Here is a 23,027-nt window from a genome sequence, read left to right on the forward strand (position 1 = left end):
AACTCTTTTTAATAAGCTAACTCATATAACATCGCAGTCAGAACCTCAAGCCCAGCAACGAGCTGCTCAGGGGAAGTATACTCTTCCGGAGAATGGCTGATGCCAGCTCGGCTTGGCACAAATATCATCGCAGTAGGGCAACGCGGCGCAAACAGCTGGGCGTCATGTCCCGCTCCACTTACCATCATGCGGTACGTCTTCCCCTGTTGGCGGCAGATATTTTCCAGCATTGCAGATAGCTTCGTATCCATAGGTGCAGGGACTGTGTGGAGCACGGATGTAACCTCAAGAATCACCCCACGTTTAACAGCAATTTCATTACATTCCGCAAGAAGCTTCTCACAGAAACGTTCCAGTTCGTCCTCTTCACTATGGCGGATATCTAGTGTAAAAAGAACCTCACCCGGGATCACATTTGGCGTATTCGGATACACCTCAAGCTTACCCGAGGTTGCTACAAGAGGTTCACCAGCCGTTTTAGCAGAACTTTCAAGCACGTACAGCATTTCAACCGCACTAGCCAGTGCATCCTGCCGCATAAACATCGGTGTCGTGCCCGCATGATTAGCAGTACCACTGACCTTGACCACATATCGTCTCTGGCCAACAATCCCCTGAACTACGCCTATCTGAGTGTCCGTCTTCTCCAGAATAATCCCCTGCTCGATGTGCAGTTCTACAAAAGCACCAATATCATTTCTGACTCCAGTCCGCTTAGAAGCTTTCTCCTCCGTTATGTCCTGTAAGAAGCTGGATTGTGCCATTGCTGCTTTTAACGTCACGCCCTCTGCATCCATACAGGTCTCGGCCTCGCTTCCGTCATACCTTTCCGTGACATGGCCCGAACCCCAATAAGCAAGCGGAAATCGGCTCCCCTCTTCTTCACAAAAAGATACGACTTCAAGCGTCCGCTGCGGCTGGCCAAAGTTCCTCTGCAAATCTTGAAGCGCAATCATAGCCGCAGCGATCCCATAGGCACCATCATATTTTCCGCCATTGACTACAGTATCGATATGCGATCCGGTTAAAATAACCTTTTGCTGCGGATTGCATCCACTCAATCGTCCATATACATTGCCAACCTTGTCTATGGAAACTTCTAAGCCGAGCCCAGCCATTTTTTCCTGCAAAAAAATCTGCGCCCGGCTCCATTCCTCCGTATATAGCAGTCTAGTAACTCCTGGCCCAGGTGTGCTGAATGCCGCCAGCTCCTCCAGCAGCTCCAGCAGTTTCTGAGTCGACGCTTGAACTCTGGAATCATTCATAGGCTGTACTGCTCCTTCCTAATTCGCAGCCACTGTCCACCTCCCTCACTGATCACTCCTTCTTCAGAGGTATAGATCACATTCCCGCGACAGATCGTAGCAACTACTTTGCAGGATAAAGTTCTTCCGATGTAGGGGCTGTGCTTGTGGCGATACAATAAATCCTCCGCAGTCAGCGTATAGGTTGTATTTGGATTCAGCAGAACTAAATCGGCATCTAGACCTAGAGCTATAGCGCCTTTGCGATGCTCTATTCCAAAACGTTTTGCGGGTTGCCCTGCAAGCAGACTGGAAATTAATGTAACATCCAAACCCCGCACATTCACGCCTTCATGGAACATAAGCTCCAGACTGCTCTGCGCACCCGAGATCCCACCCCAAGCTGCAAAAAAAGACAAGTCCGGCTTCACCTTCAATTCCGTTGGACAGGGGGAATGATCCGAAGCAATCAGATCGATTTTGCCTTGGGCCAGCATCTCCCATAACTTCTCCTGCTCCACCGCACTTCGCAGCGGAGGCGCACACTTCGCCACAGGGCCTAAAGCCTTCATATCATTTTCAGTGAGGACCAGATAATGTGGACAGGTTTCGGCCGAAACGTCCAGACCTCGAAGCTTAGCTTCATAGATTTTCTCAATGGCGGCGGCCGTGCTGATATGAACAAAATGCAACCGGCAGCCCGTACGTTCACTGTACAGCAGCGCCCTGGACACTGCCTCCAGCTCTGCTTCAGCAGGGCGGCAAGCCGCAAAATCACTTGCGCTGGTTCTGCCATTTCGCACTGCATCTGCGGTCAACACCGCCGTGATAGCCTCACTTTCTGCATGCAGCGCCAGAATCCCGCCCAGAGAAGCGATTCGCTGCATCCCTTGATAGAGTGTATCCTCATCCACTTCACGGAATCTGCCTTCGCCCTCCCCTCCAGGATTGGAGAGAAAGGCTTTAAACCCAGTGACGCCAGCGGCTGCCAAAACTTCTAAATCATCCAGATTGCCGGGAACGAGCCCACCCCACAGCACATAATCAACGGCAGAGTTTCCAGCCGCAGCATCTACCTTTTGACGAAGCCCAGCCTCGTTCACAGTAGGTGGATTACCGTTAAGCGGCATATCTGCATAGGTTGTGCAGCCGCCAGCTGCCAACGCCGCAGAACCGCTGCGAAAGCCTTCCCAATGTCCAAATGTTGGTTCATTAAAGTGGACATGCATATCAATCATACCGGGGAGCACATAGAACCCCTCTGCGTCGATGACTTTGGTTAGCGGCGCAAGCGAAAGTTCCTCTCCAAGTGCGACAATCTTACCCTCTGATACTGCAATATCCAGCTTGAGTACCTGATCAGGCAGCACTACATTCCCGTTCTTAATCACAAGTTCATAGGATTCCTTCATGAGCTGCCACCTCCTCCGGTCGTCAACTTTCTCTTAACTTCCCCGATACGTACTATATCCACCAGGTGCTACTAGCAAAGGTACATGGTAGTGTTGCATGGAGCTCTCTATATGAAAGCGAATAGGTATCTGTTCTAGAAAAAAAGGCATCTCACGTTGAGTGTCTGCTGACGCTTTGGCATCCGCTCTACGGTAGTAATCGCCAACCATAAACAGCAGCTCGTAACATCCAGACTCCATTTCGTTTCCCTCCAGCAGCGGAGCATCCAGCCTCCCGTCACTGTTCGTGACTTCTTCACACAGAAGCTTGCTCATCCCATCCGTAAGCTTCCAGAGCTGAAGCGTCAGACCTGTAGCAGGAATCCCCCGCGACAGATCCAGCACATGGGTGGTAAGACGCCCGCTCATTACGCTGTCTCTCCGGCCAGATCTGCACGGCTGACAGAAAAGCCCTGAAAGCCATAGGGTGGACGAGGTTCGGTGAAGACTCCACCTTTAGTTTCTTCAGGCTCAACAATGGTTTCCCAAGTCCGGTTATTGGACTCAAATGAAACGGTAGCCAGCTGTGGAAAACGGGACAATACGCGCAGCCCAATTTGATAAATCAACGATTGAATTGATGGACTGTTCAGCTCATGGAAAGCGCTATGGGCGATATCGCGAACCTGCTCCGATGCCACATATTGGCCTAGATCTCCATCCAGAGCATGCTGAACATCACTGTAGGTCCAGTTAATATTCAGAAAAATATAAAGCGGACGGTCAAAGCTCTCCGGCAATGTTGTATACTCATCACGGACGAATCCATAAAACGAGCTTCCACTCACTTTTATCAGCTGTAAATCCTTCAATCGGCATTCATGAGCGATAACCTCAGTCCCATTCTCTCCACGTTTTATAGTTAACGAAGCCGAATAAGATTCATTATTGGAGTGACGCAGTACTAAATGACTCTGTTTAAGCCCCTCAACCCCGGGCACCATCACCTGTTCAAAAGGTAACCGGTCTGCGGAAACTGAAACTGCGGTGACATGATCGTATTTATCGAGAAAACGGCTGCTTAGAAGCTGCAGTAGCCCCTCCGTTGTGCTTCCAGTGTAGTCCGCGGTATTGCGCAGGATGAAATTTTTCATAGAATCGGTAGCAACAACCATGGAATTATCCCCCTCTGAAAAAGAAGGAAGAAACGCTTCGCCCGTGACTGCGAATGTAATATTATGTGCGAATATAATGTTGTCGCAGCCCGTGAAGGAAGATTCGGGAACGGGGGTAACGGCCAGCGGTTTAGCATAGGTACGATAAGTTAGCACATCACTTTTTCCATAAAACATTGTACGTCCGTTAATTGGTTCCAGCATGGCTGACACCCTCCCCGTTTATGATGAATGAATGAATATTAAATAATTAAATAATTAAATCACTTAGGCGAAATCTCGTAATTGTACCGACTTCAGAAAAGGCTTGAACCCATTCCTCCTGAGGGGAACGCTCAACTCGCACTCCAATGGCGCTGATAATGTCATCTTTGTTTTTGCCACGAACAGCTAGAATAAAAGGGAAATGAAATTTGTCCGTATACTTTCGATTCAGATCATTTAATAGATTGAACTCCTCCGTTGTTAACCGATCCAGTCCAGCTCCTTGCTGCTCAGAGGCAGATAAAGCCGTAACTTGAAGCCTAGTCGCCAAATCCGGGTGAGCTTTTAATAGTCCCTCCATTCGGCTCCGGTCAGCACTCAGTACGGTCTGCATCATGGTGCTATGCAAATGCTCTAAAGAATGGAACGGAATCTGCTTATAAGCCTCCTCTGCTACCCACGGTGAATGTTCAAAAATGCCGCCTAGATGCTTCACAAAATCCGTTATACTCATGGCATTTATCTCTTCCAACGTAAACATGCCTTCAGAAACGACCATCCACTCAACCTCCAATAGCTTTGTTAACAGCTCGTAAAATACCACCGTACCCCGTACAGCGACAAATGTTACCCGATAAAGCTTCTTCCACTTCAGCCTGAGTAGGATGCGGGTTCTCTTCCAGCAGAGCAACCACCGAGATGACCATCCCTGGTGTGCAATAACCGCATTGGAACCCCCCCTCTTCTAAAAAAGCCCGCTGAACGGGATGCAGGCCTACTTCACTAAGACCCTCAATCGTTGTAATTTCCGCACCTGAGCATTGATAGGCCATGACCAGACATGAATTCACTGGACGTCCATCCACCAGCACCATACATGCCCCGCAGCGGCCAATCTCACAAGAACGTTTTGTGCCGGTCAGCTCCAAATCTTCACGTATGACCTTTAAAAGCCGGCGGGAGGGTGGAATCTCCGTGGATATCGCTTTACCATTAAGATTGCAATTAAAGGTGAACCTCTCTTCTGCAAAAGCTTCCTCAGACGATAAGGGGGCAAGGTTATCTTCATCTAGATTCGCATCTGAATTATGGCTCGACATGGATGTTCACCACCTTTTGTGGAATAAACGGTGTAGACTGCAGCCATTCGGGATCAATGGGCAGCTTGGTTACCCGTTTCCCTACAGCCTGAAATATGGCTGACGCGACTGCCGGAGCTAAATTGACGGAACCCACCTCTCCAATGCCGCGAGGACCGTACGTGTCATGATCCGGCAAATCCTCTATCGGCTGCACCTGAATGCTGCCATTCATGTCGGCAATGGTCGGCACCAAATAGGTGTCTAAATTTTTGGTGACATAGCTGCCGCCAGACATCACAGCATCCTCTGACAAGGTGAAACCGACCGCCATACTGCTGCCACCTTCGATCTGTCCAAGATAACCTTGCGGATTAGCCACCGGTCCCGCCGCTACCGCATGATATTGATCCAGTACACGAACACGTCCAGTAAGCAGATTAACTTCCACGCGGACTGCGATTGCAGAATAGGTGTATAGGAAATGTGCCCCCACTCTTTTAAAGGGTGTGGTTGGATAAGTAAACTTTGTATTACAGACAATGGGTTCTGAAATACGCTGTGCCAAGTCCTTGTAAGTCAGAAGCAGACCGCCGTCTTTTAGCCAAATACCGCCAGGGCCGAGCTTCATTTCATAGTTATCCAGCTCTGGCTTTATCATCGCAGCTGCCTGCAGCACTCGAGCGGTGAAGTCTGGACGCAGCCGTTTTAAGGCCATCCACATCATGCTGGTTGATCGGGAAGCCGTACTAGATCCGCTATCGGGCACAACATCCGTATCGCCAATAACGATGCTTAGATCCTCTGCCGCCAAGCCAAACTGTTCAATCAGCATTTGTTCCATTGTTGCGATTAACCCCTGACCAAACTCCTCGTAACCAAACACCGCCTCAATTTTGCCCTCTAGCGTCAAAGAGAGCCTGCCACCCGCCGGATCGGGAATACCATAGCCAAGTCCTGCACCATGCATAGCTATAGCAGCACCCGTTCCAGTTACGATCCAAGGTTCCACCACACCTGAATCACTGTCTGTAGATGCGGCCTCAGTCATAAGAGGCGAACCCGCCAGCGCTTCCCACACCTGAAAGGCACCATCGGTCTGAGCAATTTCCTGACCCAGCGGCCCCAGATCTCCATATTTACGCAAATTGCGGCGGCGCATTTCCCACGGATCGATCTGCAATCGCTCAGCCAACCGATCGATTTGTCCCTCCAAAGCGAAAATCGCCTGATTGCCGCCAAAACCGCGAAATTCACCAGATACACCGTTATTGGTATATACAGCAAAACCCTTCACATCCACATGATCGATGATATAGGGGCCCATCACATGTTCTGTCGCAAAGTTGAGCACCTCCGCCCCCAGTGTTGCGTAAGCTCCCGTATCCGAAATAATTCTGACCTGATGTGCCCTGATGATTCCTTCGGGGTCGCAGCCAGTTTTCATGGTGATTTTCATGGGATGGCGTTTTAGTCCTGCACGTACCGATTCAGCTCTCGAATTATGCAGTCTTACCGGACGGAGTGTCCGCAAGGCGAGCAGCGCTCCATACGGTTGTACATTCAGCTCGTCTTTTCCTCCAAAGGACCCGCCGATAGGACTCGAGATGACGCGAATATCTTCTTGAGGAATAGCCAGAATTCTGGATAGCTGCAGGCGATCCATCAACCCATGTTGTGTAGCTGAATATACGGTAAGCCGTCCGTTATCCTCTGGGATAAACAGTCCACCTTCAGTCTCCATATAAGTGTGCATTTGGCGTGGTGTATAATAAGTCTCCTCTACCACATGACAGCAATCCGTAAATACCGCTTCCGGCTCCCCTTTTCGATATTCCGTATGATGAAGCACGTTTCCCTCGGCATGCAGCAGAATTGCGTCCTTTTTCATCGCCTCTTCCGGGTTCTCGAGTAAGGGTAGAAGCTCATAATCCACTTCGATAAGAGATAAGGCGTATTCCGCAATTTCGTCCGTCTCTGCCGCGACTGCCGCAATCGCATCGCCAGTGTAACGCACACGGTCACTGCAAAATACCGGTTGATGCGGCAAAGCTATGCCAAAGCCGTTAAGTCCGGGCACATCCTCATAAGTAATTACAGCGTGTACACCAGGGACTTCAACGGCCTTCTCAATGCGTATGGACAAAATACGAGCATGTGCCTGCTCACTGCGGAGCACGCGGCCGATCAACATTCCTTCTGCCCTCATGTCGGTCAAATACTGCAGCTTACCGGATACCTTGCCCTCTCCATCGGGTCGTGTACGCCAGCGGCTACCGCTGGATTCCTTATTCAGCAGCATTTTCCCTCTCTCCTTTCGTCGGGTTATTCACCTCTTAACTCCGTATATTCATAGCCTTCCACAGCTCAGATACAACCAAATTCCCAGCAGTCTTTTTCTTGTAAAGTTCTGTTGCAAAGGGATCACTATACGTCTCAAAGCTGTTCTCAACCTCTTCATATAAAGAAGCCAACAGCTCCTCTGTATACCTCACACCTTCAAGCATAACTTCAGCTCTACTTAGTCGCTGCGGCCGCCCAGAGCCCCCACCTGCGGCGATACGCACCTCACGGAAACGGAGTTCCTCATCGATTGATGCTGAGATTGCTACTGTTACAAGTGAAGGGGTGAACACTTCCCTGCGGCCAACCTTACGAAAAATTTCTAGCCTATCCGTTAACGGACTCTCTAAGCGAGTAGGTGAGATGCGAATCTCAGCCACAAGATCTGCCGCAGGTTTTATCCCGCTCCAGTGATTGTTTAGCCACTCTATCAAAGGTAGTGCCGTCATAAATTTGCCGTCAAAGGAGATTAACTCCGCGTCATAGACCAGTAACGCAGGTAGAATATCTCCGAAGCCAGAAGCGATATTGCCCCCGAGCGTGGCAAGATTACGCACCGACGGAGCCGCTATGCAACGTGCAGCCTCTTGCAGCGCAGGAGCCACGGCCTGCAAATGCTCATTACTGCGGCACTGGGAGAGTGGAACAAGAGCGCCCAGAGATAAGTGAAATTCCGTTAAGGTAATGTCGCCGAGATTTGTGATTTGCCGAAGATCAATCAGCTGTTTGGGCATATGATCCGTTCCATTTTCCCACCCTGTTCTCAGCAATGTTCCTCCTGCGACATATCGGGAACTGTCTCCAAACGCCGTTTTTCTCTCCCAAGCTTCGTGCAGGCTGTGGGGTTGAATTACTTCAGGTAGCCTTCCATCCTCTTCCCGTATAACTCCCATACACTCCGCCTCCCTTTTTGAGTACCAGATTGCCGCTTCCCTTCTCGTATAGCCTGCCTTAAAACCTTTGTTCCCGAATATAAGGAACTCCGAGCGCCTCAGGTGTACCGGATGGTTTGTTGCGATTGCGGTACCCAAGGTACATTAGGACCAGAATGGTCACAAGGTACGGAATCATTTTGAGAAAATAGGGCGGAACTGCACTGCCCAGCAATTGAATGCGGAAGCCAAGTGAATCCAATGCCCCAAAAAAGTAAGCGCAGAACAAAGCGCGCAGCGGATTCCATCTGGCAAAAATCACTAGCCCTACCGCAATCCAGCCTCGACCGGCTGTCAGCCCTTCATTCCAGGTTGGCGCATAGGCCAATACCATATCCGCTCCGGCCAGGCCGATGAGAGCAGCACCGGTGATCACATAGCTGTAGCGGATAAGCTGCACACGGATCCCCATCACATCTGCGGTAGCCGGACTGTCTCCGACTGCCCGCAAATGCAGGCCCCATGAAGTGCGGTGAATTAGCAGATGCAGAGCAAGCACTAGCAGCAGGCTGAACCAGGTTAGGTAATCCATGTTGCCGAATATTTTTCCGATGAACGGTACATTTTCCAGCCAAGCCAGATGCAGCTTAGGGGAGGTTCCCGGCAAAGGAATGCCGCTGATTGGTTTACCAAGATAAGCGCTCAACCCACTGCCGAACAAGGTCATCGCAAGACCGGACATCGTTTGATTCGCCCGCAAGGTCACACAGAGAAAAGAATGCAGCAAACCAAGCACAGCCGTTACAGCTACGGTAGCCAGCAGAGCCAGCAACAGGTTTCCGGAGCGAATATACACGATACAAGTGGTGACCGCTCCCATCAGCATCAGACCTTCAGCCCCAAGCTGTATAATGCCGGCTCGTTCATTTAGAATGCCTCCCAGCGTAGCCAGCAGCAGCGGGGTCCCTGCGGAAATAGCGGCAATAAGTAGCTGTGTTGTAAAATCCATCGCCTATCTCCCCCCTTTCAGCTGAACCCGGCTACGACGAATGCGGAAACGATAGATCATATCGCCAGCAATCAAGAAAAACAGGATGGAGCCCTGCAGCATTTCTGATATCGATGAGGGCAGCCCGATGGTTTGAACACTATATCCGCCAACAATTAAGCCACCGAATAAAATAGAAGTAACGATTAGACCGAGTGGATTCAATTTGGCCAACCAAGCCACAATAATGGCGGTGTATCCATAACCCGGTGAAATGCCCTGCATCAGCTTGTGTGTAACACCGGAGACCTCCGCCATGCCAGCGATCCCGGCGAGCCCCCCACTGATCAGCATGACGATAATAATATGGCGCTTGATAGGAATCCCCGCGTATCTGGCTGCAACAGGATTGGCCCCGATCAGACGGAGCTCGTAACCCCACTTGGTAAAACGAATCATTAAGTAATAAATCACAACGGCGATAAGTCCAAATAACAATCCAATATGCAATCTTGTACTTCCGAGAACAGGCAGCGACTGAGCCGCAGTAAACATAGGGGATCCCGGGAAATTAAAACCTTTAGGATCTTTCCAAGGTCCGAATACCACGTAATCGAGCGCCAATAGGGCAACATAATTCAGCATTAATGAAGTGATTAGCTCATTCACTCCAAAATGCGTCCGCGGAATAGCAGTCAGCAGTCCCCAAAGCGCACCCGCGGCAATCCCGAACAGCAGCATTAAGCTCAGGGACCAGAATGAAGGTAAGTCAGGAAAATAAATCGTGACCGCTGTGGCCGCCATAGCCCCAACGGTTAACTGGCCTTCTGCTCCAATATTCCATACCGAAATGCGGTAAGCCACAGCAATCCCAAGCCCACATAGGAGTAGCGGGATCGCTTTAACCATCGTTTCCGTGAGCCCATACGCAGTGCCAAATGCGCCACGGAACATTTTTTCATAGACCAGCACCGGATTCATGCCATTCGCCGCAATAAATAGGGCACACAACAATAGCGCTAAAATTATAGATACAATAGGTGTCCACCAAGGAGAACGGATGCGGCTGGCATCGTATTCGAAACGTAGAGAGAATCGTTTTCCGGAGTGAGAGGGGAGGGGTTCCAGTACAGCTGCTGCGGTATTTCTTCCATTCTCCGGGCTCATACGGCGCTCTCCTCTCTATTATGAATACCAGCCATTAGTAGTCCGATGCTCTCTCGATTCGCTTCCTCATGTGTACTCTCACCAATAATTGAGCCGTTATAGATCACTAGAATCCGGTCGGACAACTGAAGCAATTCATCTAAATCCTCCGAAATTAACAACACGCCACTACCTGAACCGCGCAACTCCATAAGAAGGTCGTGAACACCAGCCGTGGCACCTACATCCAGCCCTTGTGTCGGATGAACGGCGACCATCAGCTTAGGCCGATGACTGATTTCACGTGCAAAGAGCAGCTTCTGCTGATTACCACCTGACAACTGTTGTACTGGCGTCTCCAGCTCAGGTGTTTTGACGTTAAAGCGCTGGACCAGCTCCTGTGACCACAAACGGTTCTTCGCGGACTTCAAGAAACCAAATTTGGAGTGCTCCTCTGAGCGGTAAGACTTAAACAAAAGATTATCCACCGATCCGAGGCGTCCAGCTAAACCGCTCTTCATCCGGTTCTCCGGCACGTGGGAGATTCCTGAATCAATTGCCCCTCTAACCGAAGCCGATTTCACCGTTTTTCCATCAAACGTGATTTCACCACTTTTCCAGCCTCTAAGACCTGTTAACACTTCAGCCAGTTCCTTTTGCCCGTTACCAGCTACCCCAGCTACGCCTACAATCTCCCCTTTACATACGTTCAGTGAGAAGTGATCCAGTGCTTTTCGCCCGTGATCGGCATATACGTCCACATCTTTCACTACTAATAAAGAATCCCCTTCAGTGGCTTCCCGTTCTTGACGAGTGATGGTTACTTCCTTGCCCACCATCAGACGAGCCAGCTCCAGTTCATCTGTATCTGCCGTGGTCAGTGTGGCGATCATTTTCCCTTTGCGCATGACGGAAATCCGATCGGAGGACGCCATAACCTCTTTCATTTTATGAGTAGTCATAATGACCGTTTTTCCTGCCTGCTTCATGACCCTCAGCGTTTCAAATAGCTGTTCCACCTCTCCCGGGGTCAATACAGAGGTTGGTTCATCCAGAATAATAATGTCAGCCCCGCGATACAGCGTCTTAACGATTTCAACACGCTGCTGCTCACCCACGGACAACTGCCAGATCGGGCGATCCACCGGGAAATTCAGTCCAAACCGTTCCGCTAATGCCTCTATCTCCTCGCGTTTGTTCTTCATCCACTTACGGCCGCGCCAGAAAGACGACTTTTCGCCAAGCACGATATTTTCTGCTGCTGTGAGGCTTTGCACCAGCCTAAAGTTCTGAAACACCATACCTACACCCAGCTGCGCAGCATCTTTAGGAGAACGGATCTGAGCACCTTTCCCATGAATGAAGATTTCTCCTTCATCTGCTCTGTACACCCCTGACAGCATGCTCATCACCGTGCTCTTCCCGGCCCCATTCTCCCCAAGCAACGCATGAATCTCACCCGCATTTGCCGAAAAGTCGACTTGATCACTGGCGGTTACCGAGCCGAATTTTTTCACAATCCCCCGCATTTCAACTGAAGTTCCCCGCATGGCCTGAACCCCTCCTTCCTTCAAGTTGTAGTACGGGTGGGGAAGTTTCCGCTTAACGGAACCCGCCCCACCCATAGATTGTGCACATCTTATTCCCTATTTTTAAACATTATTGCGGGATAGTTCCTTCCACACCTTTTACGAGCCAGTTCATGCCCAGCACTTCCTCCAAGGTCAGCTTCTGACCCTCCTGAACCTTCACATTCCCTTGATTATCTGAGATCGGACCTGTGAAAACCTCAAGCTCACCACTGATAATTTTGGCTTTGGCGTCTTCGACAAGCTTTTTCACATCATCTGGGATCTTGTTCCCGAAAGGAGCCAGCTCCACCATACCGTCAGCCATATCACCCGAATATTGCTCGCTCTTCCAGGTTCCATCCATAACTGCCTGCACAGCTTTTACGTAATACGGCCCCCAATTCCATACCGGATTCGTCAAATAATTGTCCGGAGCGTATTTACTCATATCCGAGTCATTTCCCCCGGCAAAAGCCCCTCGTTCAGCAGCAGCCTGCAGGGTTGCAGGTGAATCCTGATAGGCCAAAAGCACATCCGCCCCCTTATCCAGCAAGCTGATTGCCGCTTGACGTTCAGTCGTCGGGTCATACCATGTATTCGTCCATACCACATTCACCTGTACATCAGGATTGACACTTTGTGCTCCAAGGGTAAAAGCATTCAAGTTATAGATCACTTCGCTGATCGGAAAAGCACCCACATAACCCAGCTGATTGTTTTTGGTCATTTTTCCTGCCGCTATGCCGCTCAGATAGCTGGCCTGATAGTTCTTCCCGAAGTAGGTCCCCATGTTCTCTGCGGTTTTGTAACCCGAAGCATGCAGGAACTTCACGTTGGGAAATTTGCCCGCTACATTTAATGTAAAATCCATATATCCGAAGCTCGTTGTAAACACGATGTCGTGTGATTGCGCAAGCTCTGTGATGATTCGTTCGGCGTCAGCACTTTCAGGGACATTTTCTACAAAGTCAGCTTTAATCCCAAGCTCCTTCTCCATATACAACCGTCCTTGATCATGTTGGTACGTGTAGCCGCCATCCCCTGGAGGTCCGATATAAACAAAAGCAACCGTCGGTTTCTTTGCAGCCGGTTCTGTTGTTGCAGTTGCCTCTGTTGCCGCTGTAGTTGTCGCTGGTGCCTCCGTTGCATTTGTAGAAGTATTATTATTGCTGCCACACCCCACCAAAGCCACCGTCATTAGAACCATTAATGCAAGACAAGATGTTATGAACTGACCCCTTTTTTTCATAATTCTCCTCCTCCAAATCATCTCTCATCATGGCTGCAACCATTAATGTACTTCTACTATACTTAGAGGTGGCCTTGGCGTAAATTTATATAACATACGTTTGTATAGGAATATAAGAATCAGAACTTTTTTTGTGTGTAATGCACTAATTGGTTTTCGTAAGGTGAGTTGTGTGTCATATTATATGACCAAAGGTGGAAAAGGAACACTGTTTCAGATTACTTTTCAGATTACTTTCCAGACTATTCTTTACTTCACTTTCCATTTCTCAGAATCCATTGCTCCTGAATCTCACCAAAATCTTCTTTTGTATCTGCGTCCATGAAATAATGGGCAGACTCAGATTCCAGAACAATCCCCTTATAATCAGGTGAACGCAATATCCCCGCCGCTCCTCGATCTCCATCTAATCCCTGTAGTGCTGGAAACAACGTCTTCGAGAACAAAGCCGGGGGCATAGCCGACCCATTACTGACGCTAGCGACATAATCCATCTCCGGAGATTGTTCAAACGTTTGTATTAGACGGTTCACTAATGCTGTAGTAATAAATGGCTGATCCGCAAGCGCCACAACTACTGCATCGGGCTGTAAAGGCAATACCGCATTAAGGCCGCAGCGCAGTGAAAAAGACAATCCTAGATGTGCGGTTAAGCAAGTTTCGGTACGTCTGGAGCCTTGCGGCTCAATCGCGGGTGGCAGCCATTCCAAGTTGTCATCCGCACGCACTACCACGATTAGCGGTTCTAGATTGCAACGATCCAATTCACTAAGCGCGACGCTCCCGAGGGAGACCTCCTGCGACAATTTCAGCGAAACCTTGGACACGCCCATCCGCCTGCTCTGCCCCGCTGCCAAATATATTCCTGCTACCTTCAATACTATCCGCTCCTTTGGGCAGCTCTCGTGAGCCCACCCTTCTAATTTGAATAATTTCTGCTATAATACTGACCGCAATCTCCTCCGGACCTTCTCCTCCAATCGGCAACCCTACAGGTGCATGCAAAGATGCAGGAGCCTCAAACCCTTCCAGTAAAAGAGATATTCGCGCCTTCGAACCGATAATCCCTATATATAGAGGAGCAAGCGGAATCACACTCTCCAGGAACTGTCTATCCCGCCCAAGTTGATGACTGCAAATCAATACATAATCCTCCCGAGCTACGCCCAATCGCTGAACAACCTCCATGGGGGAACAAATTACTTGTTCAGCTCGAGGAAACTTATTGTGCAAGCTTCCTTCACGCCAATCCGCAACCGCTACCCGAAAGCCAACTCTGTCAGCAAGTTCCGCAATAGGAACCACATCACGTCCCCCGCCAAAAATCACAAGCCGCGGTTTAGATACGAAAGACGTATGGAATGCTGTCAATTCTGCTGGAGCGGCCATAAAGCGACCTGTCGCCAGGCTTTCTTTTTCCGAGTGGGATAATTTCGGATGTTTCTTGCTCTGCGGCAGTACAAGGTCTGGATCCAGCTCCAGCTTATAGGCAAAACCGTTCTCCACTGCTTCGCGGAACAGAATTAGCTTCTCTCCCCTAGCCAATCTGTCACTCGCCTGCACTAAAAGCTTGTAGAGCTGACCCTGCACGGGTTCAAGCACTACTTTGATTTTGCCTCCACAGCCGACAACCTCACCCCAGGACAGATCATCCGGAGACAGCATGTTGTATTCCACAATTTCGGGCAGCCCTCGTTCCCAGATTTCAGAAGTCCGCAGTTGCAGATCGTTTTCCAGACAACCTGGACTCAGGCTCCCAATCGTACCTCCTTCAAAAAACAACATCACCGCTCCGGCTTTACGATACGAGTGTCCCTCCACCTCTATCAGCGTTGCCAGCACCGCAGGCCCCTGATGGGTTTGAATATGCATGGCGATCTCATGTGTATTCACGAGGTTCCCCTCCTCCGTGTTTGCATTTCAATCCAGAACTTAGACCTTAGAACTTAGACCTTAGACTTTAAACCTTAGACCTTAGAACTCAGACCTTAGTCCCGTCCGAGCATCCTCCGAAACATGAATACTAACTTCAACCTCATGAGATCATTTATTTTTTTAAAATCGACGTCCAGCAGCTCACTAAGCTTCTCGATCCGGTAGGTAGCCGTGTTTCGATGAATAAACAGTTTCTTAGCCGTTTCATTAACATGACCATCGTTCTCTAGATAAACTTCCAGCGTCCGCAGCATTTCCCTGACATACTCCGGTTCTCGGCTAAGCAACCCCCTAAGACTTCCATTACAATATTTCTCCATAACCTCTGCCGGGATTTGCCCGAGCAGCAGGTTAAGCTCAAGCTGCCGGTAATGCACAACACTCCCTTTTACTCCCCCGCCCTGAAGCATTCCCATACAATCCTTTACCTCGGCAAAAGCCTCCTTCAGCCCCTCCGGCTTCGCTTTACAACTGCTTATCGCAGCTCGCGGATAATATCCCTTATCAAACTTCATGTTGTCAAAACAAACCTGGATTAGATCCCGAAATTGTTCAGGACGCTGACGATCTCCCGGATATATAGACAAAAGTCCTTGATCTATGATCACATGAATTCCCTTTACTTCCCGGAGCCCGGGATGTTCAAGATATTCTTCTTTTAGCCTGAGCAGCTCCCCTTGGCGTTCTTCCCCAGTCGCAGCTGTTTCGGTCAATAAGAGACAAAATGGTGATTGAAGCAGCTCAATCTCCAAGTCGAGAGCAGCCTGCGCCAAATCTGTGTAAGATAAATTACCGCTCAAACAACGTCTCAGCAATCCGCTAAACTCCCTGTGTTCTGCCTGTTCAAAATAATCTTCGTATCCTGAATGAATATGATATGAAATAAGTTCAGCTCCCTGAACAAACAAACTTTCTTCCATTGGGAGCAATAAAGGGTCGATGGCACAAAACAATAGATATCCGGAACACTTCTCTCCTTGCAAAAGTGGCGTACGGTAGCTCACATGATCTCCCACACGAAAGCGCTGATTCCGTTTCTGCCATGGCCACCCCTCCAGCAGCTGTGAAGGATGGTATTCAGAGTTGTTGTAGATCACATCCCCCCGTGCGCTAACCACCACAAGTGAATGACCAATCACTTCAGACACCGAGTCAAACAACGGACGGCTGCGGACAGATCTTAAGGCGAATTGCATCAGCTTTTTCTGCTTCTCCATAATGCTCTGCAGAACGTGAGTGCTGCGGCTAAGCTCGGCGCGAAACAGACCATTCATCTGATCCGAAAAAGTAAACTCGAACGGCAGCTGGATTAGAGGGAAGTTAAGACTCTCCGCTTCTGCGACCAGTTGCTCTGGTACTTCATCCCAAAACCGCCCCAGCTTAATGCCCAAGGCCGAAGATCCCCGGCGATTTAAAGTCTGCAGCAAGGCAGAGGCTTCCTCCATATTGTCCTTTATCAAGTAGGCTGTCGTTAGCAGCATCTCGCCTTCTTTGATCCAATCCGAAATATCGGGGGCATCCATCACATTAATTGACTTCACAATTCGATGTTTCCCTTTAGACCCAGCGATAAGCTTCGCCTCGGACAAAGGATAAATGGACAACGCTTCTTCAACCGTAAGATGCATGCCACCCCTCCTTATTAGGATCAATAGAACCATTTCTGATTTATAATGTTATTTTATGTAACATTATAATTAAAATGAACCGTGTTGAATAGAGGGAAGTTAAATTTTCATGATTAAATGTAAATAAACCTAACACAAAATGAACATGGATGATGAATTATGAATTACGAATTATGAATGATGAATTATGAATTATGAATTATGAATTATGAATGATGAATTATTGAACTTTAGCTCATATCGTTCATGTGAACTGTATAAGGGGATTGGAAAATAGTAGGTGGAGTTGAGGGAGGGCTTTCGAGTAAAAACAAGTTTTTACGGGTTCAACATGGGAGTTGATGGGAGGGTATTCTCGGGCCATTCGCATTGGCCATCGGATCGAAGTCGCAGGCACACCAGCGCTGCAAGACGGGGAATTGATCGGTGGAGGAGATCCATACGAGTAGAGATAATACCACCCCACTGTAGCTGTGGCGGAGGTACAAGCGCTTATAGATCTACTGCTGCTGGTAGAAGTGGAGGGCTTTTTTGCCCTTCTTTTTGGCTGTTTGGCCGAAATCGCCGAGATGAAGGGCACTGTTGCCCTTCTTTTTGGCTATTCGGCCGGAATTGCCGAGGTGTGAGGCATTTTTGCCCTTCTTTTCAGCTATTCGGCCGGAACTGTCGAGATGAAGGGCACTTTTGCCCTTTTTTTCAGCTATTCGGCCGGAATTGCCGAGGTGGAGGGCACTTTTGCCCTTTTTTTCAGCTTTCCAGCCGGAATTGCCGAGGTGAAGGGCACTTTTGCCCTTCTTTTTGCCTATTCAGCCGGAATTGCCGAGATGAAGGGCACTTTTGCCCTTTTTTTCAGCTATTCGGCCGGAATTGCCGAGGTGGAGGGCACTTTTGCCCTTCTTTTTGGCTATTCGGCCGGAATTGCCGAGATGAAGGGCACTTTTGCCCTTTTTTTCAGCTATTCGGCCGGAATTGCCGAGGTGGAGGGCACTTTTGCTCTTCTTTTTGGCTACATAGGCGTCTTTGCCACATTCTACGGGATTTATACCGTTCTTTTCATTTACTCGAGCCAATTCCCCGACTTCTACGGGATTTATACCGTTCTTTTCATTTACTTGAGCCAATTCCCCGACTTCTGCGGGATTTATACCGTTCTTTTCATTTACTTGAGCCATTTCCCCGACTTCTACGGGATTTATACCGTTCTTTTTAGCTTCTTTAGCCATTTCTCCGATTTCTGCGGGATTTATACCGTTCTTTTCTCTCCAGCGACGTATTCACTTAATTCCACTGGTCTTACACCACACAATCGAGCGCTGAATTTATCTTTTCACACTACTGCCCCACTATTGAGCTAACTCCAACTGCCTTAGTATTAAAAGCAACTCCACTAGGCTCCCAGGTGTCAATAAAACTAAAAGCAGGAGGGAATGACATGTGCATTTCGTTAATTTGTGAATGAATAAGTGAGTGTGGCGTTAGAGTGTATTGCTAGAATGTAATCCAAGAGTGTATTCCAAAAGTGTATTCCAAGAGTGTACTCCAAGAGTATATTCTTAGAGTGTATTCCAAGAGTGTACTCCTAGAGTGTATTTCTAGAGTGTATTCCTAGAGGGTAATGGAGGAGTACCGGTTAACAGTAACTAGAAAAGTATCATCAAGATATGTTGTTCAGTACCTTCAGTCTGTTTAGTATCACTTTTTCAAGACCACTGCACCCAGCCTCTCAGGATAGCTGCCACACTTCATTCACCCAAGAGAGTAACCGGAGATCCTGACCATGTCCGGCAATAACGGATAATCCCAGTGGCAATCCACTTGTGGAGAGCATAGGTATTGTTACCTGAGGCAAACCCGCCAACCCTGCTATGCAACTCAACATCATCGCACCGCTACGATTCTCCTCCAATTGGCGCAAATCCCCTCCGCGCAGCGGCGCTGGTCCCGGAACTGTCGGAATCACAAGACAATTGTCCTCACCTAGCAGCAAGCGCATCTGATTAGAAATCTCTTTTTGCTTACATTTCGCAACACTATGATCCACTTCCGCCAAACTAGCAGCCCACGAGAATCGCGCTGCAATATCAGGTCCAAAGACTGGTTTCTCGTTCTCAATCCAAGCGCCATGAGTTTCCCAAATTTCATTCCCCTGCAATTCTCTAAAAACATCCATCCAGTCCTTTAAACCCTCCAAAGCAATCTCTATCTCCATGAGATGATCTGCCCCGGATCGCAAACACCTTAATCCCTCCGATAAAATAGCTGCATTCTCCAGATTAACCAAAGCCCAGCAGTCAGTAGCAACAAATAAAGTACCCATTTTATTTTTGTCTTCCATATTCTTTTTTACCTTGTTTTCCGGGCCAATCTCTAAAATTTTCTCCGTACTCTTCTCAGCACTCTTCTCAATACGCTTCTCCAAAATCGTTTCTAAACTTTCTTTCTGGCTCATTTCTAAATTATTTTCATCAGTCTTCACCATGTCTCCCTCTAGGTTGTTCTCTAAATTTTTAATTACATTCTTCTCTATGCTCTTCCCTACAGTTTCCTCTATACTACTTTCTATTTTCTTCGCCATCTTCACAGATGTACTCCCAGCCACAAGCAACACTTCCCCTACCTTCTGGAGCACATCCAAACGATCTGACATCCAGCCAACGGTATCAAAAGCCGGAGATAATGGAATAACACCTTGAAAATCTACAGCTCCATGCGTTGGTCGAAAGCCATATACTCCGCAATAGGAGGAAGGTACTCGAATTGAGCCACCGGTGTCCGTACCGAGCGCAAAATCAACACTACCAGAAGCTACCGCTACTGCCGAACCACTTGAAGATCCGCCCGGGATACGACCTACAGCACGCGGATTAATCGGCGTTCCAAAATGAAGGTTCTCGCCGCCCAGACTATACATCAACTCATCCGTATGGGCAGCACCACGAAGTGTAGCACCCGACAAAAGTAAACGATGTATAGCCACCGCATGCTCCGTGGACGGATGGTGGCTATGCAGCCAATCAGGATTACCTGCAGAAGAGCTGTGTCCAGCTACAGCGAATACATCTTTTACTGCAAAGGTCAGTCCATCCAATATCCCGCTACCTAAACTCTCAACCGTAAGCTCAGGATCTATAAACGCACCATACCGATTATCCAAAACCATAATTACTCCTCCTCCCCTCACCATTACTATTACAATCCCTCTAACAGCCTTTCGAATCCGTCACCTTTTCTCCTACGATTCCTTCAGAGTCCTTCCGGCCGCTCCATCATTCCTATACCTACCACCCAATCGCCGCACCATCGCAGCGCGGGTCCGTTCCCCCACTCCGGTATCCATTGTCATCTATCGAAATCACGTGAGCGTGACCCATAACCCCATCATAGTCATCTACTTTCCGGACAATATGACCGGCTGCGGCCAAATCTGCCAGCACCTCATCAGCTACCCTACTCTCCACCTTCAGTTCTTGCGTAGGCTCTCCCCACGTTCTCCCCCACACAAAACGCGGCTCATTCACAGCCGTTTGTGGATTCATGCCATAATGCAGCATCCGTGTAAGCAGCAGAGTTTGAGTCTGTGGTTGACCTTCGCCACCTTGCGTCCCATACAGAATTGCAGGTTTTCCCTCGCGGCAGGCCATCGCTGGCATCAGTGTGTGGAAGCTGCGCTTATGCGGCTCAAGCGTATTGATGTGCCCGGGATCCAGCGAAAAAAACGAACCTCGATTCTGCAGCAAAATCCCCGTATCCCCAGCGATCACGCCCGAACCAAATTCAAAATACAGACTCTGAATAAAAGAGACCGCATTCCCGTCTTCATCCACAACTGCAGCATAAGCTGTATCACTGCCGATAGGCTGACTTGTCAGTTGTGCAGCTTTTTGCATCGAAATCGCAGACGCTAATTGTCCTGCATAACGTTTATCCAGCAGCTGCTCCAAAGGTATAGCACTAAAATCCGGATCCGTAAGCACCCTATCCCGATCGCGGAAGCTTAACTTCAACGCTTCAACAAGCAGGTGATAATATTCATACGATCCATGCTCGATTGCTTCAAAATTGAAATATTCCAACATATTAAGACTCATTAGTCCTGTGAAACCTTGAGAGTTAGGCGGCACTTGGTACACCGTATGCCCGTGATAATCCGTATGAAGCGGCTCGCCCCACTCGCCCTGATGATCCGCAAAGTCATCCCGAGTCAGATACCCGCCAGATGCCAGCATAAAGTCACAGATGTCCTCCGCAATCTTTCCCTTATAAAAAGCATCCCGCCCACCCGCCGCCAATGTCCGCAGGGTGGCCGCCAGCTGTTTTTGCTGGAATCGCGATCCAGCACAAGGAATCACGCCGCCTGGCGTGTAAATCGCTGCCGCCTCCGGTGACAGCGCAGAGCCCGCAACAGCCGTGTTATTCCGCTGATCCGGCGACAGCGGAAACCCTTCCAAAGCGTAACCAACGGCAGGCTCCAGTACTTCCGCCAGCGTAAAGCGGCCATACTTACTCAGTATGGCATCCCAACTGTCCGCCATCCCCGGCACCGTAATGGCGCTGCGAATCCCCCGCCGCGGGATGAAAGCTTCCCCGGCGTAGCTGCTTCTGCGGACTCCGTACCCGGAGCGCCCGCTTCCGTTATAGGCCCGAACACGCGCCTCTTGCGTGTTATAGGTCAACCAAAAGGAATCTCCGCCTAGCCCCGTCATATGTGGATATACTACAGCTAATGTCGCACTGATCGCCACCGCTGCATCAAAGGCATTCCCCCCTTTTTCCAGCATACGTGCACCAGCAGCCGAGGCTAAATAATGGGGGCTAACTACCATAGTTTTTGTGCCTATTACGGGTTTCTCCACCATGCCCATCCCCCTATGTTTTACGGGTTTTTCCGCCATGTCCCAACTCCTTATTTTTTTGCGGCGGGTTTCTCCATCATATTCAATCTCCTATATTCTGCGGCAGGTTCCTCTGCGAGCCCCCTATAACTTCTGGTTTAATTAGTGTCATTTAACATTACACGAAAATCCTTTGTCAATCGGTTACGCTGAAACGCAAAATAAACCTCTTCTTTTTGTGAGCTATGCACAAATAAGAGGTCCTCTTTGTTTAACCTTGTAGAATCACGCCTACGAATATTATAAAATCATTTTAATTACAGGGAGCCGCATACACCCATGGAGTACTTCCGTCACCTTTTGCCGCCAAATGGCTGCCTATCTCGAATATATATAGTCACCTTTTGCCGCCATATAGCTACCTATCTCGGTTATGTCTCTAACCTATTTCCTCCACTGGCTGCCTATCTCGGTTATGTATTGTGGCTCTGCCTATCTCAGATATGTCTAACTGCATCTAACCTTAGTAATCTTAGCCACTTTTACTTAGGGGGGCTTGTGCTTTGGAACACCGAATAAACAATTTATTTTAAAATATATTGCGATAACACGGCCTGCACCTCGTAAATATTTACGGATTTATTGAAGGTCTTCTTCACCGGAAGCGTGCTGCTGGAAATGTAGATACATAGCTCCGCATCCAGATCAAAATGCCCTGCCGTCTCCACGGAATAATGCGAGATGCTTTTGTAAGGGATCGAATGATATTCTGTTTTTTTGCCCGTCAGACCTTGTTTATCCACCAAAATAAGCCGCTTGTCCGTAAAAATGAACATATCTCTAATCAGCTTATAGGCGCGTTCAATTTTCTCCTGAGGGGCAAGAATTTGTGCGTATTCCCGCTGGACCTCCGTAAGATTCACTTGCGATGCATTGCCCATTAATCCGTCAAAAAGTGCCATATCTCTTCCTCTTTTCATCCGTTAAATTTAGCCACTTGCCCCCCACTACAGAACCATATTATTCTATTTTTCATATTCTATGCTGTGTAAAAATACTCTCTGACATCTTTTTACTTGCTTATTTTTTGATTTTTGATTACACTGTCATTAAATTTACTAAGAGAGGGGTGTGGAAGGAATGGATCACAATTGGACCAACAGTGTTATGAGTCGGCTACCTAAAGCGATAGCTGGCATTGCTCATGTAAATGGCGATAACGGGAGAAGTCTGTCCATTTGTATGAATTTAATAACACTACACAATTGTGAAATGCCTTTCCTGCCATCACCCGGACGGATCAGTTAACCGGAGAATGATAAGGCCGTGGGGAAATTTCCCTACGGTTTTTTTTATGGTTTTTTACAGGA

Annotated in this window: 20 protein-coding genes; 2 read left to right on the plus strand and 18 right to left on the minus strand. The window is 48.6% G+C overall.

Annotated features, from left to right (window positions below; translation table 11 throughout):
• Positions 1–8 precede the first annotated feature (8 nt).
• The 15 genes from allC to MKY14_RS20540 all read right to left on the minus strand — a co-directional run bounded on the left by allC (position 9) and on the right by MKY14_RS20540 (position 16,825).
• On the minus strand, positions 9–1,265 hold the full coding sequence (gene allC / locus MKY14_RS20470; RefSeq protein WP_312148659.1) for an allantoate deiminase: 1,257 nt from the start codon (positions 1,263–1,265) through the stop codon (positions 9–11).
• Entirely contained in the window at positions 1,262–2,656 is a 1,395-nt protein-coding gene (locus tag MKY14_RS20475; RefSeq protein ID WP_280752614.1) for an allantoinase, read from the minus strand. Before MKY14_RS20475 ends, allC begins: the two co-directional genes overlap by 4 nt.
• A 33-nt stretch (positions 2,657–2,689) precedes the next feature.
• Positions 2,690–3,064 carry a hydroxyisourate hydrolase gene (gene uraH, locus MKY14_RS20480; RefSeq protein WP_076125436.1) on the minus strand — a complete coding sequence of 125 codons (375 nt, stop codon included), beginning with the start codon at positions 3,062–3,064 and terminating at the stop codon, positions 2,690–2,692.
• Positions 3,064–4,014, minus strand: coding sequence for a factor-independent urate hydroxylase (gene pucL, locus MKY14_RS20485; RefSeq protein WP_076125438.1), 951 nt, complete (start codon positions 4,012–4,014; stop codon positions 3,064–3,066). Before pucL ends, uraH begins: the two co-directional genes overlap by 1 nt.
• 46 nt (positions 4,015–4,060) lie before the next feature.
• A complete protein-coding gene (gene uraD, locus MKY14_RS20490) occupies positions 4,061–4,573 on the minus strand; it encodes a 2-oxo-4-hydroxy-4-carboxy-5-ureidoimidazoline decarboxylase (RefSeq protein ID WP_081386352.1) in 513 nt (170 codons plus the stop codon).
• 4 nt (positions 4,574–4,577) lie between these two features.
• Positions 4,578–5,114: a (2Fe-2S)-binding protein gene (locus tag MKY14_RS20495; RefSeq protein ID WP_081383303.1), complete on the minus strand. Its 537-nt coding sequence runs from the start codon at positions 5,112–5,114 to the stop codon at positions 4,578–4,580.
• Complete coding sequence (gene pucD, locus MKY14_RS20500) at positions 5,101–7,395, minus strand: xanthine dehydrogenase subunit D (protein WP_076279516.1); 2,295 nt, start codon at positions 7,393–7,395, stop codon at positions 5,101–5,103. Before pucD ends, MKY14_RS20495 begins: the two co-directional genes overlap by 14 nt.
• A gap of 34 nt (positions 7,396–7,429) precedes the next feature.
• Complete coding sequence (locus tag MKY14_RS20505) at positions 7,430–8,329, minus strand: FAD binding domain-containing protein (RefSeq protein WP_076125444.1); 900 nt, start codon at positions 8,327–8,329, stop codon at positions 7,430–7,432.
• A 58-nt stretch (positions 8,330–8,387) separates the two neighbouring features.
• Complete coding sequence (locus MKY14_RS20510; protein WP_042185778.1) at positions 8,388–9,317, minus strand: ABC transporter permease; 930 nt, start codon at positions 9,315–9,317, stop codon at positions 8,388–8,390.
• Between the two features lie 3 nt (positions 9,318–9,320).
• Positions 9,321–10,463 carry an ABC transporter permease gene (locus tag MKY14_RS20515; RefSeq protein WP_076276663.1) on the minus strand — a complete coding sequence of 381 codons (1,143 nt, stop codon included), beginning with the start codon at positions 10,461–10,463 and terminating at the stop codon, positions 9,321–9,323.
• Positions 10,460–11,992 (minus strand): ABC transporter ATP-binding protein, encoded by a 1,533-nt coding sequence (locus MKY14_RS20520; RefSeq protein ID WP_076279513.1) that lies wholly within the window; start codon positions 11,990–11,992, stop codon positions 10,460–10,462. The genes MKY14_RS20515 and MKY14_RS20520 overlap by 4 nt, the downstream gene beginning before the upstream one ends.
• Positions 11,993–12,101: 109 nt before the next feature.
• Positions 12,102–13,262, minus strand: a complete 1,161-nt coding sequence (locus tag MKY14_RS20525; RefSeq protein WP_339247114.1) for a BMP family ABC transporter substrate-binding protein — start codon at positions 13,260–13,262, stop codon at positions 12,102–12,104.
• A gap of 254 nt (positions 13,263–13,516) precedes the next feature.
• Positions 13,517–14,089 (minus strand): NTP transferase domain-containing protein, encoded by a 573-nt coding sequence (locus tag MKY14_RS20530; protein ID WP_175617362.1) that lies wholly within the window; start codon positions 14,087–14,089, stop codon positions 13,517–13,519.
• The gene (locus tag MKY14_RS20535; RefSeq protein ID WP_312148655.1) at positions 14,031–15,155 is read right to left on the minus strand and encodes an XdhC family protein; all 1,125 of its coding nucleotides are present in this window, start codon (positions 15,153–15,155) and stop codon (positions 14,031–14,033) included. Before MKY14_RS20535 ends, MKY14_RS20530 begins: the two co-directional genes overlap by 59 nt.
• 95 nt (positions 15,156–15,250) lie before the next feature.
• Positions 15,251–16,825 (minus strand): PucR family transcriptional regulator, encoded by a 1,575-nt coding sequence (locus MKY14_RS20540; RefSeq protein WP_340977206.1) that lies wholly within the window; start codon positions 16,823–16,825, stop codon positions 15,251–15,253.
• Between the two features lie 671 nt (positions 16,826–17,496).
• On the opposite strand from MKY14_RS20540, the gene MKY14_RS20545 reads away from it, so the two are divergent.
• Positions 17,497–18,180 (plus strand): hypothetical protein, encoded by a 684-nt coding sequence (locus MKY14_RS20545; protein WP_340977207.1) that lies wholly within the window; start codon positions 17,497–17,499, stop codon positions 18,178–18,180.
• A 368-nt stretch (positions 18,181–18,548) separates the two neighbouring features.
• On the opposite strand, the gene MKY14_RS20550 is transcribed toward MKY14_RS20545, so the two are convergent.
• The 3 genes from MKY14_RS20550 to MKY14_RS20560 form a co-directional block, all read right to left on the minus strand.
• Positions 18,549–19,979, minus strand: coding sequence for an amidase family protein (locus MKY14_RS20550; RefSeq protein WP_340978045.1), 1,431 nt, complete (start codon positions 19,977–19,979; stop codon positions 18,549–18,551).
• 124 nt (positions 19,980–20,103) lie between these two features.
• Positions 20,104–21,681, minus strand: a complete 1,578-nt coding sequence (gene ggt, locus MKY14_RS20555) for a gamma-glutamyltransferase (protein WP_340978047.1) — start codon at positions 21,679–21,681, stop codon at positions 20,104–20,106.
• Between the two features lie 560 nt (positions 21,682–22,241).
• Positions 22,242–22,619 (minus strand): PH domain-containing protein, encoded by a 378-nt coding sequence (locus MKY14_RS20560; RefSeq protein ID WP_036680049.1) that lies wholly within the window; start codon positions 22,617–22,619, stop codon positions 22,242–22,244.
• A 178-nt stretch (positions 22,620–22,797) separates the two neighbouring features.
• Here MKY14_RS20560 and MKY14_RS20565 point away from each other — a divergent pair, with 178 nt between their 5' ends.
• Complete coding sequence (locus tag MKY14_RS20565) at positions 22,798–22,965, plus strand: hypothetical protein (RefSeq protein ID WP_162636617.1); 168 nt, start codon at positions 22,798–22,800, stop codon at positions 22,963–22,965.
• The last annotated feature ends 62 nt before the right edge of the window (positions 22,966–23,027 follow it).

It is taken from the genome of Paenibacillus sp. FSL R5-0887 (genome assembly GCF_038002305.1).
Lineage (GTDB): Bacteria > Bacillota > Bacilli > Paenibacillales > Paenibacillaceae > Paenibacillus_AQ > Paenibacillus_AQ odorifer.